This is a genomic window from Pontibacter locisalis, from assembly GCF_042684605.1.
Classification (GTDB): Bacteria; Bacteroidota; Bacteroidia; order Cytophagales; family Hymenobacteraceae; genus Pontibacter; species Pontibacter locisalis.
This window is the reverse complement of the sequence record NZ_JBHULU010000015.1, coordinates 477,095-492,988: the sequence shown is the minus strand read 5'-3', so window position 1 is coordinate 492,988 and position 15,894 is coordinate 477,095. Positions and strand designations below refer to the sequence as shown.

Below are 15,894 nucleotides of genomic sequence, written 5' to 3'. Positions count from 1 at the left end.
GTGAATGTGTTTTAATTTGTATTTATTACGGAATATATATAATAATGGATATTATTAAATAAAATAATTTGAATATATTTATTATAAATTGAACAAAATGTCGTGTCTAGATGCTGGAGTTGTGATAGAAATAGCTGTTATGTTAACCAAGAAGCAAGAAAGGCATGTGTGAAGAAGGTTGTTTTGCACTAAACTTGATGAGATAATTTCGTAGCCTCGTTAAAAACAAATTATAAACTTTTAGTAATAATAACTTTTGGCGCCGTTTTATAGGGCGGCACTTGTAACGTTAGGGTAGTCTGACTTGTTGTCTATCCAAAAGCCACATTACCCGATTATGGGGAGGGAGAGCATAAGCACAAAATTGCCTACTTTTGTAGTGCCAGAACCTGAACAGGTCTCTGCAAAGAAGCTTGTATTAATTAAAATGAATAGAAAACCTATCATAAAGCAGCTAGCTGCAACCTTGTTGTTTCTGCTGTTCACCTTTATTGCTCAAGCACAGGTTCTCAAACCTGCCACCTGGAGCTATGATGTATCAAAAAAGCAGGTAGCAGTCGGAGAGGAAGTTGAACTGATCTTTAATGCTAAGATAGATAAAGACTGGTACCTTTATTCCTCTGATTTCGATCCTGATCTGGGTCCGATGGTAACTGAATTTAAATTTCAGAAGCATCCTTCTTATGAGCTTGTGGGAAAGCTTGTGCCTGTAAAGCCTAAGAAAAAGTACGATGATCTGTGGGGCGGAGAGTACACCTACTTTACTGGTACTGCACAGTTCCGACAGAAGATTCGGGTGCTTAAGCCGGATCTGCTGGTTAAGGGCAGCTATGAGTATCAGGTATGTACAGATGTAGACGGCCGCTGTATTCCTTTTGATGATACCTTCACTTTTACTAACAAGCAGATAAAAGTAACAGCCGCTTCTACTCCTGAAGCTAAGCCAGCCAATGATACTCCCGCAGCGCCAGGAGTAGATGCAGAAGCTACCGGAACCCAAATGGCGCAGCAAAATACTACAAGTGAAACAGGAGAGGAGGAATTTAACGATACTCTTGCCACCATTACTGAAATAAATGAAGGCGAAGGTGCTTTTAGCGGTGCAACTGAACTGAATTCCGAAGACAATGAACAAGGTGAAGAGCTTATTTTAGGAGATGTGTCTGAACCAGCACCTGGAGCAGAAGCAGAGGGCCTTTGGGCCTTTATGCTGATAGCATTTGGGTCTGGGCTGGTGGCACTTCTTACGCCTTGTGTTTTCCCGATGGTGCCCATGACTGTGAGCTTCTTTACAAACAGCAGTGGCAATAGAGCGCAGGGTATTGTAAAAGCTTTCGTCTACGGACTTTCTATTATTGCGATTTATACACTTATAGGTACTATCGTTGCCAAGCTCTTTGGAGCTGATGGAGCCAACTTTATTAGTACACACTGGTTGCCAAACATCCTCTTTTTCCTGATCTTCCTGATTTTCGCTATGTCGTTTTTTGGTATGTTTGAAATAACGCTACCAAGTTCATGGCTTAACAAAGTGGATGCGCAGGCTGACAAAGGTGGTTGGATTGGCGTGTTTTTCATGGCCTTTACACTGGCACTGGTCTCCTTTTCCTGCACCGGACCAATTGTGGGAAGTATACTTGTAGCTTCTGCCGGAGGCGAAACAATACGACCGGTGGTAGGTATGTTTGGTTTCTCTCTTGCCTTTGCTTTACCTTTTACTGTGTTCGCTATTTTCCCGTCGTGGTTAAGCGGACTGCCAAAGTCAGGTGGGTGGCTAAACTCTGTTAAAGTAGTGCTGGGATTTATAGAACTTGCTCTTGCTTTAAAATTCCTGAGTGTGGCAGACCAGGTATACCACTGGGGCATATTAGACCGGGAGGTGTATCTAGCTTTATGGATCGTGATTTTCACACTGATGGGGTTTTACCTTTTGGGCAAAATAAAGTTCTCTCACGACTCAGATGTCAAATATCTTAGTGTTCCACGTCTTTTCTTTGCTATCGCCACATTTGGTTTTGTAGTGTATCTTATTCCTGGTTTGTTTGGGGCTCCGCTTAAAGCACTTGCCGGATATCTGCCACCACAATCTACTCAGGATTTCGATATAGGTAATATTGTTCGCGGAAGTGGAGGAGGAACTACTACTGTAAGTGTGACAAATGAAATTTGTGAAAAGCCTAAATACAGTGAATTCCTGCACTTGCCGCATGGCCTGCGAGGCTACTTCGATCTGGAACAGGCCAAAAAGTGTGCTGCAGAGTTAGGAAAGCCTATTTTTATTGATTTTACAGGGCACGGCTGTGTTAACTGCCGTGAAATGGAACAAAACGTGTGGTCGGATCCGGAGGTACTTAAGCGCCTTCGCGAAGATTATGTTGTTGTTGCTTTATATGTGGATGACAGAACTAAACTTCCTGAGAGCGAATGGTATACCAGCACATACGACGGCAAAGAGAAAACCACTATAGGCAAAAAGTACGCTGATTATCAAATCACCAAATTCAATGTGAATGCTCAGCCGTATTATGTATTGATGGATGCACAGGAAAACGTACTGGTGAAGCCAATAGCCTATGATCTGAATGTAAATAACTTTGTAGATTTCCTAGATGCAGGAATAGCTTCTTATAAAGCCAGGCATAATCAGGTAGCGCAAAGTAAGAACATAACAGATATGTAAACAAAAAGCCCCACTATTTCCGGTGGGGCTTTTTGTTTATGATCAAGTATAATTACTTCGCTTCGTTGTAACGGCGAGTTACTTCATCCCAGTTAACTACGTTCCAAAAGGCATTAATGTAGTCCGGACGACGGTTCTGGTAGTTCAGGTAATAAGCATGCTCCCATACATCTAAACCAAGAATTGGCTGACCGCCGCATCCTTCTGCGAAAGACATCAGCGTGTTATCCTGGTTAGGTGTAGAGCAAATCTCAAGCTTGCCACCTTTTACGCACAGCCAAGCCCAGCCTGAGCCAAAACGTGTAGCCGCAGCATTATTGAACTTTTCTTTCATCTGATCAAATGAGCCAAAAGCAGAGTCAATGGCATCAGCCAGTTCGCCGGAAGGCTTACCGCCTCCATTTGGAGAAAGCACAGTCCAGAACAGGTTATGGTTATAGTAACCGCCACCGTTATTACGAACAGCCTTATTGTCCTCTTTTACGCTACCCATAATTTCTTCGATAGACTTACCTTCCATATCTGTGCCGGCAATAGCTTTGTTCAGGTTGTCAGTGTAAGCCTGGTGGTGTTTTGTATGGTGGATTTCCATGGTGCGTGCATCAATATGCGGCTCCAGGGCATCATAAGCATAAGGTAACTTCGGAAGTTCGAAAGCCATAGTTTTGTATATTTTTAGGTGTGAAAAATTATAATAATATAAAGTGACTTAAATGTACGTCACGTTTTCAAATATAGTTAATTTCTTTTAGCCGCAAAGAAGGCCGTCATAAGCTCAGCACACTCCTGCGCCATAATGCCGCTCACCATCTCTGTTTTCGGGTGCAGTAAATTACCTACACGCCTATAACCGCGCTTAGGTTCGGATGTTCCGAAAACAACTCTTTTTAGTTGTGCCCAATAGCTGGCGCCGGCGCACATGATACACGGTTCTACCGTAACGTAAAGGGTGCAATCGTTCAGGTACTTGTTGCCCAGATACTCTGCCGCAGAGGTAAGGGCCAGCATCTCAGCATGTGCCGTTACATCATTTAATTTCTCCGTCTGGTTATAAGCCTTGGCAATTATGCGGTTATTGCTCACCACGATAGCGCCTATCGGTATTTCGCCTTCTTCAAACGCTTGCTGTGCCTGCCGGTATGCCTGCTGCATGTAATGTTCGTCGCTGAAAATCGATAGAAGGTCTGTAGCCATAAGTACAAAGTTACAAGTTCTGTGGATGATGGAAAGCCTTTGCGCTGTGTTCATAAAAAAACCCTTCCTGTAGAGGAAGGGTTTTTTTATGTTTTGCCCTGTTACTTTTACGCTTTAAACTTAATCGAGCTCATGATTTCCCGCATAGTTGGTTGCCAGTCGTTTTTTAACATGAACGGAGCATGCATTGTAAAGATCATTATCTGGTTACCTTTTATAAGGTACTGAATTATACTGTACTTCTGAACAGGCTTCAGGTTTGTAACACCACGCTCATCAGCTAGCTTGGAAACGAACTCAAACACGATGTAATCTTCTCCTTTGATCTCCACTACCTCACTTCTTATAAAGTCTATATCAGTAAACTTCTCCATCAGGTTTGCTTTATAAAACTCCTGCAGCATTTCCAGGTCACGTGACCTGAATTGGGTAAATTTTTGCGTTACACTGAAATCAATCTGACCGTCAGGGCTTGTGTATACAGCCAGGGGCTTTGTAGTTGCAGGATATTCACGAGCAATTTCGTCATCAGACAAAGGAGCGAAGTCTTTAGGCAGCATGACTGAAATCTCTTTGCTGATTTGAAACTTCTTAAGTTTAGGCTGGGCTAGTGTTGCGCCAGCTAAAAGGATGATCACTAAAAAGGCTAAGTATCGCATATTCATATTTATCGGGGGCAAAGCTATAAAATTAACAGGAAAAAGGCGTTTATGCCTCTTGATGATGCAATTATTTTGCCAAAGTTCTTAACGGGAATCATTAGTTAAAATTGCTGTCCGTATCCTGTTTCTGAATGTAGCCGTTATAGAATAGTAGTTTAATTATCTTGAACGTTAGATCAAACAGATATGCTTGAGAACATTATTAACCAGGTGAAAGGACAATTGACAGGAGAGTTGCAGAACAAGTTTCAGTTGCAGCCAGATGCCGCGAACCGTTCTGTAGACCTTGCCAAAGAAAATCTTACAGATGAGGTAAAACAAAGAGCCAGCAGCGGTGACATGGGAGGCTTGATGGACGTCCTGAAAGGCAACAAAGGTGCTGCAGAGAGCTCTGCAGTAAGTAACGTAATTCAGAAATACGTTTCAGACCTTACGAATAAAGTGGGTATTCCGGAGAACGTTGCAAAGCAGGTAGCGCCTTTTGCTATTAACTTTATCATGCAGAAAGTATCTGGTAAAATGGCTACTGAAAATCTTGGCCAGTCGGATATATTGAGTGGTCTGGCAGGGGGAAAACTAAAAGATACCTTAGGTAAAGGCCTCGGCGATAAACTTGGAGGAATGTTTAAATAAATATAGACCACCTAGAAACATAAAAAATAAAGAAGCCATACCTAACAGGTATGGCTTCTTCTTAACGTCACTTAGGTTTTTGGAGCGTAAAGGCAATTACTTACTTACATCTCACCTTAAACAAGTTTGCCTATTATCGGTGCTGGGTTCAGCCTTCCGACAATGTCTTTGTATTATCTGACGGATTCCGGTCTATCAGAATGTTATATGGATCTATGCCTGCTTTAGCAGGTTTTTTGTCCACTACGAATTCAAATTTATTTTCACCGGCCTTCAACCTGTGCTTTTTCAGGTATAGAGGAGAGTCTTGCCACTGACCATCTACTTTTTCTCTGGCTAATACGCCAACATCAATCCAGTCATTCATAACAGCCTCGCTTTCAGAACCTAAACTGTCAGCATAAAGTTTCTTTGCATCTACTGTAAATGTAACTTTATACTTCCCGTTCTTAAGCTTCTCATACTTTCCTTCAGTTGCTTTATTCTCGTAAAGCGTTATGTTCTCAAACATATCTGTTACCAGATACTGAAGCGAGTCTGGAGTGGCGGCGCGAATATACTGCATAAACTCTACAGAATTAGTATAGGGAGCCTCCTGAAATGCAACTTTTTTTATGTATTGCTGCAGTGCATTGTTCAGCTTTTCCTCACCTATATAATTGGCAAGTGCATACATCACCAAACTTCCTTTTCTGTAATGTATATATCCTTGGTTCTCAACGCGGTAAAGTGGCAACTCTTTCTTGCTTTCCGCGGTGCGTCCCGTCAGGTATGAGTTTAACTCGTATTTGAGGAATTTGTTCATGCGCTCTTCACCATATTCTTTCTTCATCACCATCAAGGCACTGTATTGGCTCATGGTTTCCGACATTAACACAGAGCCCTGCACATCGCCGCCTATCACCTGGTGTGCCCACCACTGGTGTGCCACCTCATGGGCCGTTATATAAAACGGATAGTCTATGTCTTCAGGGTCACTGTCATCTACATCAGCGATAAAACCAATGGCCTCAGAAAACGGAATAGTGTTTGGGAAGGCTTGTGCAAATGTTGCGTATCCAGGGAATTCAAGAATGCGAACCTGGCGGTGCTGGTAAGGGCTGAAGTTTTCTGTAAAGTAATCCAATGATTTCTTCACACTCTTCACCATACGGTCCAGGTTATACTCATGGCCTTTGTGATAGTAAACTTCGATAGCAACCTCTTTACCATCCTTGCCAACCCATTTATCTTTTAATACCTCATACTCCGCCGACAGGAAAGAGTAGAAGTTAAGAATAGGAGCATCCATTTTATAATGGAAGTAACGGCGGCCGTCCTTTGTCCATTCCTTCTGCAAATATCCAGGAGCAATTGCGATTTGATCTGGGACAGTACTCACAGTAGCTTCGAAGTTGATCCAGTCGGCTTCGTTGCTGATATAAGTGTTCTTCCTGGCCTCCGCATTGTTTACATCAGCCATGCGTGGTTTAGGGGCCAGGCCATGCTCCTTGCGAACATCGTCATCGCTTAGTTCAACAGCCTCTTGATAGCCAATTTTAGGTAAATACTGGCTGTTGATGAATGTTCCGTTATATACAATATTGGTGTTGGAGCCGCTGTTTCTAAAGCCTTTGGTCTCGTACAACAGGTCCATGTTTAATTGTAAGGAGTCGCCGGGCTGTAGTGGCTGCGCCAGCTGGTAAATGTGGTAGCCATTCTTCTGGTCATCAAGCACCAGTTTGCTCTGCTTCGTAAATTCAAGCTGCTTGATTTCAATATCGTCATCCAGCATCATATGAATGGAGTCGATTGGCTGGTTGTGCTTGTTCTTCAGCCAAAAGTAGCCCTTGAAAGTGAAGGCACGCTCATCTGGATAGATGTCCACATTCAGCTTTACATCGGTAATGCGGGGCTGCGGAATGCCATCATACTTCTTGTACGTCTTCTCGAATTCAGCCTGGGCTTTTTCCTGCGCATCTGAGTTGCGGTAATCATTTAAAACATTGGTATTATAGTAGATGTATCCGCCTGTTACCATAAATATAGCCATCGCTGCACCTGTTACAGCCATAGTTGGCCTGCTAAGCTGAAGAGCGGCCAATTTAAACCGCCACTTGATCATCGACTCGGAACCACGCACCCACAGCATGTTAGCCAGCACGGCAAGTATGATGGCAAAGGCTGCCCAATAAATTTTAAAAATAGTAAAGGGCCACACAAAATGCCCGTAGCCGTTCATGGCTGAGTAGGTAATGCCTGGATCAGAGTTGAAGCTGTAAAGGTTATGCTCCCAGCCTAACTGGCCTTTAAAAATATTCAGCAGGAAGTATACCACCATTACAAAATGGCCTAAGTACTTGTTGTTCACGATCACCTGTACCAGCATGGCCAGCACACAAAGCATCATGTAGTCTACTAATTGAAGTCCGAACAGCCCCTTAAAGTAAATGTCCAGTTCATAGTTGTAGTACCCTTTGAACGTTTGAATAATAATGCCGCAGAACATGATGACAAAGAGCAGCACTACCTGCACCAGCATCAGGGCCGATAGCTTAGAAGCAAAAGGCACCCAGTTCGGGATTGGAAGGGCATCATACATCTGGTTAATTTTGTTGTCCCGCTCCCGCCAAACTAGCTCACCGGCATAAAAAGTGATAATGATCAGGATGAATAGCGCAAACGTGCCGTTAAGCACCAGTATAACAGAAGAAGTGGTCGGGAACACGGTGGTGCCATACATCTTACCGATCTGGGTGCCGGTAACGAACAGGAAAAGTATACCTGCTGTAACAATAGCAATAAAGTAAACACTCTTAGCAATGCCTTTGAACTCGAGTTTTGTGAGCTTCAGGAACTGCTGCCAGCTAAGCTTGAATGAGAAGTACTGGTTCACCTTAGGCAATGCTAAACGCTCTGATGGCACAAAGGCACCGGCTGCCTCCGCGCTGCTGCGCCTGCGGAAGAGTTTAATGCCTTTGTTGGCAAACGAGAAGCTGAAGCGGAAATAGCAGAAAGCCAGCAGTGCAAGCCCGATGCCCGTCCAGAGCGCACGGTTCATTAAAATATGTTCACTGAAGGGCAGCATGAGTGTGTTACGCTCGGCAGTTGTCCAGTAGCGCTGGGTATAGTAAATAGCCGATGCCCCCATAGGGTCCAGCAGGTTAGCAAGGGTCTCGTTGTCCAGGTCGCCGGTAAGGCTGCTGGAGATGCCGTATAGCACCAGGAAAACCACACCACCTACATAAATAGAAAGGGCACTGCGGGTAAGGGTGGCAAGGGTAAAGAAAATAGCCCCGGTAAGTATAAGGTTTGGTATGATGATGGTCAGGTAAGGCTGCAGGTACCACATCAGGTTAAACGGACCAATCTTATCTGGCTCCACCCATGGCATAATGGTTGCTGCCCAGGCACCAACAGCCACACCCATAAACACGAACAGCGTGATCAGGAATGAGCCGAGAAAGCGGCCAAACAAGTAACCTGCTTTGGTAATAGGGGTGGTGTAGTACAGGGAGTGCGTTTTATGCTCAAAATCCCTGAAGATGGGCGTGCCCATCATGGCAGAGGTTATCAATACACCAAACCAGCTCAGCAGCGTTACGATCCAGTTTATCTGGTAAGGAGAATTGGCGTTCACTTTACCTCCGCTGGCATCGCCAATAATAACACCGCCTCCGAAGGCGCCGCCTAAGGCCAGCATGGCGAAGAATGCCATCAGGAACAGCAACCCAAAGTATATATAAGTAGCAGGCCGCTTCAGCCTGTACTTTAACTCGAATAAAAATATCTCTTTAAACATAGCTTTTCAGAATTATGAAATAGAATTTAAGAATTGAGAGGTTATAACTGCTCCTAATTCATAATTACTTCCTTAGGCTCTGCCTGCTCCCGCAAAGTAGCCTCATGTATTTTGCTGAAGTACACATCCTCCAGGTCTGGGGCAACGGCCTCGAATTCAGGACCGGGTTGTACTTCAGAAAGTACGTGAATGATTGTTTTGCCGGCAAATAAGCGTGATGAGATAACCTGGTACTGAAGCTGATGCTGTACCAACTCATCCTTATGAATAAACTTGCGCCAGATGCGGCCGTTCAGGTTGTCTATTACCTGCAGCGGGTCGCCTTCCAGTAATACTTCGCCTTTGTTGATGATGGCAAAGTTGCGGCAGAGGTCAGTTACGTCTTCCACAATATGCGTGGAAAGTATAACAATGATGTTCTCTCCGATCTCGCTCAGCAGGTTATGGAAGCGGTTACGCTCAGCAGGATCCAGGCCAGCGGTTGGCTCATCTACAATAATAATTTTCGGATTACCCAGCAGTGCCTGTGCAATGCCAAAGCGCTGCTTCATTCCTCCAGAGTAGCCACCCAAATTCTTTTTGCGCACATCATACAGGTTAGTTTGCTGTAACAGCGCTTTTACAATTTCATTACGCTCTTTGGAATTACTGATGCCTTTCAGCACGGCAAAGTGATCCAGCATCTCTTCGGCAGATACTTTAGGATAAACACCAAACTCCTGTGGTAAATAGCCTAACACCTTGCGCATTTCCTCTTTCTGGCGTAATACATCCAGATCACCCAACATAATGCTGCCTTGGTCTGCTTCCTGCAAAGTTGCAATAGTACGCATCAACGACGATTTACCAGCACCATTTGGCCCCAGTAGACCAAACATACCTTTCGGGATGGTGAGGCTTATATTCTTTAAGGCTTTGGTGCCATTAGGATAAGTTTTGGAGAGATTTTGTATCACTAGTTCCATGATTCTGATAGGTTAAGGTGGATCTTTCTAATAATCAAATAAATGATTCTAATTAATCATTCAAAATAAACTATACTAACAGGATTGTTTTCTCGACAAAGCAACTTAAGCATCAGGTACTTCTCTATGTATAGCAAAAATTAATAGATGGGGAGAAGAGGGAAGTAGCGTTTGCTTGCCTGTATTTAGTCTGTTATTTTTGCACCTTTGCTGCGGGCCTTTCTGGGCTGAAACAAAGCAGATGCAAAACTTTAATTGATGCCGGAACAGCTACAAAGCGTTGTCTTTAAGTTTCTTAAGTTTGGAATTGTAGGCTTCTCAGGTCTGCTTCTAGACTTTGGCGTTACATACCTGGCTAAGGAGAAATTACGCTGGAATAAGTATGTGGCTAACAGTTTAGGCTTTACGCTTGCCAGTGGCAGTAACTATTACCTTAACCGTATCTGGACCTTCAACAGCCATGATCCTGAAATTGGCTGGCAGTACTCTAAGTTTCTTGTGGTAGCACTGATTGGTTTGCTACTCAATAACCTGATCATTTATTTGCTGACAGAACGTTTCCTGAGGCTTAACTTCTACATAGCCAAGTTCTGTGCTATCGTGATCGTGTTTCTCTGGAACTTCTCTGTAAACTACCTTTATACTTTCACCAGATAAAAACAGGCCTCCGGATAATAATGCGGAGGCCTGTTTTTACTTTATTACTTTGTAAATCTTTACGTGCTCATCTTTATGCACGCGTGGATTCAGGAAGTGCAGGACTCTATCGTATATGGAGGGCGTAATAGTGTGTTCTAACTTCAAAACAGGAAAAAGGCTGTGCAGTCGCTCCATTCGTTCCGGCATCTCATCAGTGCCGACCACTACTACATAGTCGGGCTTATAAGGTGTTGATTGAATGGCTGAATCAAGAGTAGTGGTTGATTTATCACCATTCAAGGTATAAATCATTGCGAATTCTTCCGGTAGTGCCTTCTTTCCAGATAAGTACTCTTCCCAAACCATGTCTCCATCGATCGTGTAAAAATCGTAATCAGCACTGACCCGGTTAAGGTAAAATAGGGGTGGGGTTTTCACGCTGTGGTTGCCGAATTCCAGCACTACAGCATCCATATCCTGTTTCTCTGACAGGTAAACCAAAGGAGCCACCCTACTCTTTTTAGTATAGGTAAAGGCAAGACCAAGGGCAGCTATCAGGTTAAGTACCCAAAAGAATATCCAACTGGCAGCTAACAGCTTGCGGCGGTTGTGCCAGAAGCGGGAGCCGCGTACAAATTGTTGCCACCCTATAACGCCCAGCATCATAATCAGGGGTAGCAGGGGTAGTATAAAACGCTCTTGCTTGTTAGGGAACAGCGAGTGTGCAACAAAGAAAATTAAGCCGCCCCAGAACATTTTAGGAGCTAGCTTAGCGGTACGGAAATACCCTACCATTAGAAAAGCACTTACTGGCGGCACCAGAAATCCCAGAATCGTTAAGGCAAATCTGTAAACCGGCCCGGTGCTATAGTTGTAAGCATTCTCTGTATTGTACAGGAAATAGGCTACGATAGAATGAAACGGATAGTCAAAGAATACAATGTCGATGGTGCCTTGTATAGCGGTGGCTGCTACAGCAAAGCCGGCCAGTAAGGTGAAAGCTTCATGCCACTGGCGGCGGTAAAGCAGCACTAAACCAGTGCCTGCGCCAAACAACATGGTGTGGTATCGAAAAGTGAATGCGAGTGCAAATAAAGCTCCTGCCCAGAAGTATGGCATCAGGCGCTTTCTGGTGTCCTGCTCCTCCCTTAGCATCAGGTAAAAAGCAGCCAGGTAAGGTGGTATGCACACCATTTCTACCAGGTTACGGACACTCATAAAAGGCATGAACCACACCAGTGCCAACATAAGGCCTACCAATCTGGCGTTTGCTTTATTTGATAGGCGCTCTGTTATTCTATAGCCAAAATACACTATCAGCAGTGAATACAGTCCGTGTATAACCCGAACAACCAGCATCTTTAGCTCCGGACTAAAAAGTGCCATTGCTTCCATTGCATAAAACACAGCGTAGTGAATTAATACATACAGCATGCTGTGGCGCGGCGGCATTGGCTCGTTTAGCCAAAGCGGAAAGCCATCAAGCCAACCTTGGGCGATGGTGATTACATCGAAATGGTCATCACTGAAAGCGTAGCCCTTAGAGAAAAAGGCTGCCAGCATGCGAATCGCAAAAGCAACGAAAAGTATAGCAGATAAGGGTATCAAATAACGCTCCTGCGGCTGACCAAGAGTGGCCGCATCGGCTGTAAAAGCTTTAGCAACAGATGATTTTGTAGTGCCTGGCATAATACTTAAATAGTGCGGCTGCAAATTTAAGGGTATTTAAAAAGAATTGGTGTTACCTTCGCTTTATTATTGTCAGATTAGGTAAAATTGAGTAATAAAATTAAAACGAAAAGGCGGAGCTTCTCGGGAAGAGCCAAAAAAACTTGGTTTTTTATTGTCGGAGCATTGTTGGTGCTTTTACTGTTGATCAGCTTTTTGGTGCCTTTCGGGCAGGCTCGTAACATCAACACAGACGTATTAGTGCTTGGTCATGCCGGTTCTGGTTTCCTTTCACCCCTGAATCCTTTCAATCCGCTTCCTGCAAATAGTATGGCCTCCATCCTCAAAGCTGTTGAGGAGCATGGAGCAGATGGAGTAGAAGTAGATGTTCAGTTAAGCCAAGATGGAGTTTTTATCCTTTATCATGACGTAACGCTGGAGTCAATGACTGATGAGACCGGCTCGATAGAAGAGCACAAAGCGTCTGATGTAGTTGGGCTGAAGTATAAAGGAGGCTTTTTCTATGACTTGTTTCATGACGAAGAGATTATAACCCTTGAGGAGATGCTGCAGCGCTTTGTTGCCTACCCTGAGCTACCTTACCTGCACATAGACTTAAGAAATCATAATCCTGAGCGTCATCTGTCATATGCGCAGAAACTGATTGCCTTGTTAAATAAATATAATTATCCGCTTGAGAAGCTAGCTTTCATATCACCCAATGCTGATTTCCTGGAAGCATTCCGACAGACTGAGCCTGAGGCAATATTGATACCTGATACCGCTGGTGATTTTGAAAACACTTTAGACACCGCTCTGGCTCATAACTTTGACGGAATATGTGCCAACGGAAAAAGTGTTACTCCCGAGCAGGTGCAGCGTGCAAAAGAAAAGGGACTGCAAGTTGTATTGTTTGGAGGTAAATCTAGTTCCAGTATAGCCAGAATGATTGCGCTGGAGCCAGACGCTATTCAGGTGAATAATGTAAAGGCAATGCGTAAGTTGCTGGAATAACATCTTGACCTTTCTTAAAGTAAACGATAATACAATTAGTACATTTCAATAAACTATACACAGATTAAAACTATGCTCCGAACTCATACTTGTGGCGAATTGCGTCTTGATAACGTTGGCGATGAAGTTATCCTGACAGGCTGGGTACAGCGCCTGCGTGATAAAGGCGGTATGCTCTGGATCGATCTTCGTGACCGTTATGGCATCACTCAATTAACTTTGGAAGAGGGGATCACAGCCCCTGCTCTGCTTGATCAGGCACGTAACCTGGGTCGTGAGTATGTGGTAAGGGTAATAGGTAAGGTTGTTGAGAGATACTCCCGAAATGAAAAGATACCGACAGGGGATATCGAGATATTCCCACATAAGATTGAAGTTCTGAATGCTTCCAAACTGCCTCCTTTCCTGATAGAAGATGAGACAGATGGTGGCGATGACCTGCGCATGAAGTATCGTTACCTTGATCTGCGCCGTAATACAGTTCGCCATAACCTGGAGCTTCGTCACCGGATGATGCGGGAAACCCGCAGCTTCCTTGATAGTCATTATTTCATAGAAGTTGAAACGCCGGTCCTTATCAAGTCTACCCCGGAAGGAGCCCGGGATTTTGTGGTACCTAGCCGTATGAATCCGGGTGAATTCTATGCATTGCCACAATCACCACAGACGTTTAAGCAGCTGCTTATGGTTTCCGGGTTCGACCGTTATTACCAGATCGTAAAGTGCTTCCGTGATGAAGATTTGCGTGCTGACAGGCAACCAGAGTTTACACAGATTGACTGCGAAATGTCTTTTGTGAAGCAGGAAGATATTCTTAATGCTTTTGAAGCATTCATAGCACATCTGTTTGAGAAGATAAAGGGGATTCATCTGGGCAAGCTTCCAAGGCTAACTTATGCAGACGCCATGAGGTATTATGGCTCTGATAAGCCAGATACCCGTTTTGATATGCGTTTCGTTGAGCTGAACCCGCTGGTAAAGGATAAAGGATTCAAGGTTTTTGATGATGCTGAGTTAGTTGTTGGTATCAATGCCAGGGGAGCCGCTTATTATACACGTAAGCAGCTGGATGAACTGACAGACTTTGTTAAGCGCCCTCAAATTGGTGCCACTGGTTTAGTTTATGCTCGTGTAAATGAGGATGGGACAATAAAATCATCTGTCGATAAGTTTTATACCGCTGAGGACCTTCAGGAGTGGGCAAGTGCTTTTGGAGCTCAGCCTGGAGATCTTTTACTAATCTTAGCAGGTCAGAAAGATAAAACACGCAAAGCTCTGAACGAACTGCGCCTCGAGATGGGAGAGCGGCTAGGACTGCGCGATAAGAATGTCTTCTCTCCATTATGGGTAATTGATTTCCCTCTGCTAGAATGGGATGAGGATTCGAAGCGTTTTCATGCCATGCATCACCCTTTCACTTCTCCTAAGCCGGAAGATATCGAGTTGATTGACGACAGGCCAGGCGATATACGAGCAAATGCTTATGATATGGTCATCAACGGAGTTGAAGTAGGTGGCGGCTCTATTCGTATCCATGACCGCAGGCTTCAGGAGCAAATGTTCAGGTTATTAGGTTTCTCTCATGCTGAAGCTGAAAAACAATTTGGCTTCCTGATGAGTGCCTTTGAATATGGCGCACCTCCCCATGGTGGCATTGCTTTTGGTTTCGATAGGCTGTGTTCCCTATTCGGTGGCTCTGACTCTATTCGTGATTTTATCGCGTTCCCTAAAAATAACTCTGGTCGCGATGTAATGATTGACGCCCCTTCTACAATTTCGGGAGAACAGCTGGATGAATTACACATTCGTATGAAGAATGTACCGCATTCGTAGGCTAATTTTTCCACTTAAAAGCAAAGAGGCTGCCTTCTTAATTGGGGGCAGCCTCTTTGCTTTTCCACATATCTAGGGTTATCCACCTTGCATTTGTGGATAAACCAGTTTTACCAACATCCTTCACCTAGTTATTCTTAGCTTTATGAGCTGAGTTCTGCCTGTAATTGTGGAAAAGTGGATAAGTCAGGTTGATAAGCTGTGTGTGTAAGCCAAGCTGTTTGTGTTACAGTATCTATACATATACTGGCAAGCTTCATAACGAGCACGACCTATGCCGGAAGGTGGATTGTTATAACACTATTTTTTGCTGGGGTAATTTTCAATGTTCTTTCCCAGTATTACATCCCGCTTTACCTTTTGCACATCCTTCTCTTGCCACACCTTTGATACACCATTACCTCCTTTATTTTCTAACTGGTTTTTTACTTCTTCTGTTAATAAAGGATCATCTTCAAACAAAACATCATCAATATAGTATTCATTTGGAATGTCAGGTTCTTTTATCAAAAGATGAATATGAGCAGGGTTTCTGCCATTAGGATATGAACCGGGACGTGTGGTATAGACAGTGTATTGTCCATTCTGATCTGTTTTTACCCACCCCCGAATGTAGCCATGCCTTCTCGCAGCAGGGGCAAGTTCTTTACTATTAGCATAAGCCCCATTTTCATTTGTTTGCCAGTAGTACAGAACGATATTAGGGGCAGGCGTCTTTCCATCTGGCTCATAAATAGTACCCGATACTACCAGCTTCTGCTTTGCAGCGTCCCAAGCGGCACTTGTATCGGTGGCACTAACATTGGCAGGCATATCAACATTGAT

12 protein-coding genes are annotated in these 15,894 nt (G+C 44.0%); 5 read left to right on the top strand and 7 right to left on the bottom strand.

What is annotated here, in order from left to right; genetic code table 11:
• Positions 1-427 precede the first annotated feature (427 nt).
• Complete coding sequence (locus tag ACFSRY_RS12465) at positions 428-2,680, top strand: protein-disulfide reductase DsbD family protein (protein ID WP_377507789.1); 2,253 nt, start codon at positions 428-430, stop codon at positions 2,678-2,680.
• Positions 2,681-2,732: 52 nt separating this feature from the next.
• Here ACFSRY_RS12465 and ACFSRY_RS12460 read toward each other — a convergent pair whose 3' ends face one another.
• From ACFSRY_RS12460 to ACFSRY_RS12450, 3 genes are all read right to left on the bottom strand, one after another.
• Positions 2,733-3,341 (bottom strand): superoxide dismutase, encoded by a 609-nt coding sequence (locus ACFSRY_RS12460; RefSeq protein ID WP_377507786.1) that lies wholly within the window; start codon positions 3,339-3,341, stop codon positions 2,733-2,735.
• A gap of 77 nt (positions 3,342-3,418) precedes the next feature.
• Positions 3,419-3,874 (bottom strand): nucleoside deaminase, encoded by a 456-nt coding sequence (locus ACFSRY_RS12455; RefSeq protein ID WP_377507783.1) that lies wholly within the window; start codon positions 3,872-3,874, stop codon positions 3,419-3,421.
• Positions 3,875-3,981: 107 nt separating this feature from the next.
• The gene (locus ACFSRY_RS12450; protein WP_377507780.1) at positions 3,982-4,539 is read right to left on the bottom strand and encodes a hypothetical protein; all 558 of its coding nucleotides are present in this window, start codon (positions 4,537-4,539) and stop codon (positions 3,982-3,984) included.
• A gap of 183 nt (positions 4,540-4,722) precedes the next feature.
• Here ACFSRY_RS12450 and ACFSRY_RS12445 point away from each other — a divergent pair, with 183 nt between their 5' ends.
• The gene (locus ACFSRY_RS12445) at positions 4,723-5,169 is read left to right on the top strand and encodes a hypothetical protein (RefSeq protein WP_377507777.1); all 447 of its coding nucleotides are present in this window, start codon (positions 4,723-4,725) and stop codon (positions 5,167-5,169) included.
• 148 nt (positions 5,170-5,317) lie between these two features.
• Here the strand turns inward: ACFSRY_RS12445 and ACFSRY_RS12440 are convergent, their stop codons facing one another.
• Positions 5,318-8,950: an ABC transporter permease/M1 family aminopeptidase gene (locus tag ACFSRY_RS12440; RefSeq protein ID WP_377507774.1), complete on the bottom strand. Its 3,633-nt coding sequence runs from the start codon at positions 8,948-8,950 to the stop codon at positions 5,318-5,320.
• Between the two features lie 53 nt (positions 8,951-9,003).
• Positions 9,004-9,915 (bottom strand): ABC transporter ATP-binding protein, encoded by a 912-nt coding sequence (locus ACFSRY_RS12435; RefSeq protein WP_377507771.1) that lies wholly within the window; start codon positions 9,913-9,915, stop codon positions 9,004-9,006.
• Positions 9,916-10,173: 258 nt separating this feature from the next.
• Between ACFSRY_RS12435 and ACFSRY_RS12430 the strand changes: the two genes are divergently transcribed.
• A complete protein-coding gene (locus ACFSRY_RS12430; protein WP_377507768.1) occupies positions 10,174-10,572 on the top strand; it encodes a GtrA family protein in 399 nt (132 codons plus the stop codon).
• A gap of 36 nt (positions 10,573-10,608) precedes the next feature.
• On the opposite strand, the gene ACFSRY_RS12425 is transcribed toward ACFSRY_RS12430, so the two are convergent.
• Complete coding sequence (locus tag ACFSRY_RS12425; protein WP_377507765.1) at positions 10,609-12,243, bottom strand: glycosyltransferase family 39 protein; 1,635 nt, start codon at positions 12,241-12,243, stop codon at positions 10,609-10,611.
• A 183-nt stretch (positions 12,244-12,426) separates the two neighbouring features.
• Between ACFSRY_RS12425 and ACFSRY_RS12420 the strand changes: the two genes are divergently transcribed.
• Both ACFSRY_RS12420 and aspS read left to right on the top strand, forming a co-directional pair.
• Positions 12,427-13,236 carry a glycerophosphodiester phosphodiesterase gene (locus tag ACFSRY_RS12420; RefSeq protein WP_377507762.1) on the top strand — a complete coding sequence of 270 codons (810 nt, stop codon included), beginning with the start codon at positions 12,427-12,429 and terminating at the stop codon, positions 13,234-13,236.
• A 72-nt stretch (positions 13,237-13,308) separates the two neighbouring features.
• The gene (gene aspS, locus ACFSRY_RS12415) at positions 13,309-15,069 is read left to right on the top strand and encodes an aspartate--tRNA ligase (RefSeq protein ID WP_377507758.1); all 1,761 of its coding nucleotides are present in this window, start codon (positions 13,309-13,311) and stop codon (positions 15,067-15,069) included.
• A 300-nt stretch (positions 15,070-15,369) separates the two neighbouring features.
• On the opposite strand, the gene ACFSRY_RS12410 is transcribed toward aspS, so the two are convergent.
• Positions 15,370-15,882 (bottom strand): dioxygenase family protein, encoded by a 513-nt coding sequence (locus ACFSRY_RS12410; RefSeq protein WP_377507755.1) that lies wholly within the window; start codon positions 15,880-15,882, stop codon positions 15,370-15,372.
• Positions 15,883-15,894 lie beyond the last annotated feature (12 nt).

Coding starts and splice junctions, on each gene's coding strand:
- ACFSRY_RS12465 (WP_377507789.1), top strand. CDS start 428: ATGAATAGAAAACCTATCATAAAGCAGCTAGCTGCAACCTTGTTGTTT.
- ACFSRY_RS12460 (WP_377507786.1), bottom strand. CDS start 3,341: ATGGCTTTCGAACTTCCGAAGTTACCTTATGCTTATGATGCCCTGGAG.
- ACFSRY_RS12455 (WP_377507783.1), bottom strand. CDS start 3,874: ATGGCTACAGACCTTCTATCGATTTTCAGCGACGAACATTACATGCAG.
- ACFSRY_RS12450 (WP_377507780.1), bottom strand. CDS start 4,539: ATGAATATGCGATACTTAGCCTTTTTAGTGATCATCCTTTTAGCTGGC.
- ACFSRY_RS12445 (WP_377507777.1), top strand. CDS start 4,723: ATGCTTGAGAACATTATTAACCAGGTGAAAGGACAATTGACAGGAGAG.
- ACFSRY_RS12440 (WP_377507774.1), bottom strand. CDS start 8,950: ATGTTTAAAGAGATATTTTTATTCGAGTTAAAGTACAGGCTGAAGCGG.
- ACFSRY_RS12435 (WP_377507771.1), bottom strand. CDS start 9,915: ATGGAACTAGTGATACAAAATCTCTCCAAAACTTATCCTAATGGCACC.
- ACFSRY_RS12430 (WP_377507768.1), top strand. CDS start 10,174: ATGCCGGAACAGCTACAAAGCGTTGTCTTTAAGTTTCTTAAGTTTGGA.
- ACFSRY_RS12425 (WP_377507765.1), bottom strand. CDS start 12,243: ATGCCAGGCACTACAAAATCATCTGTTGCTAAAGCTTTTACAGCCGAT.
- aspS (WP_377507758.1), top strand. CDS start 13,309: ATGCTCCGAACTCATACTTGTGGCGAATTGCGTCTTGATAACGTTGGC.
- ACFSRY_RS12410 (WP_377507755.1), bottom strand. CDS start 15,882: ATGCCTGCCAATGTTAGTGCCACCGATACAAGTGCCGCTTGGGACGCT.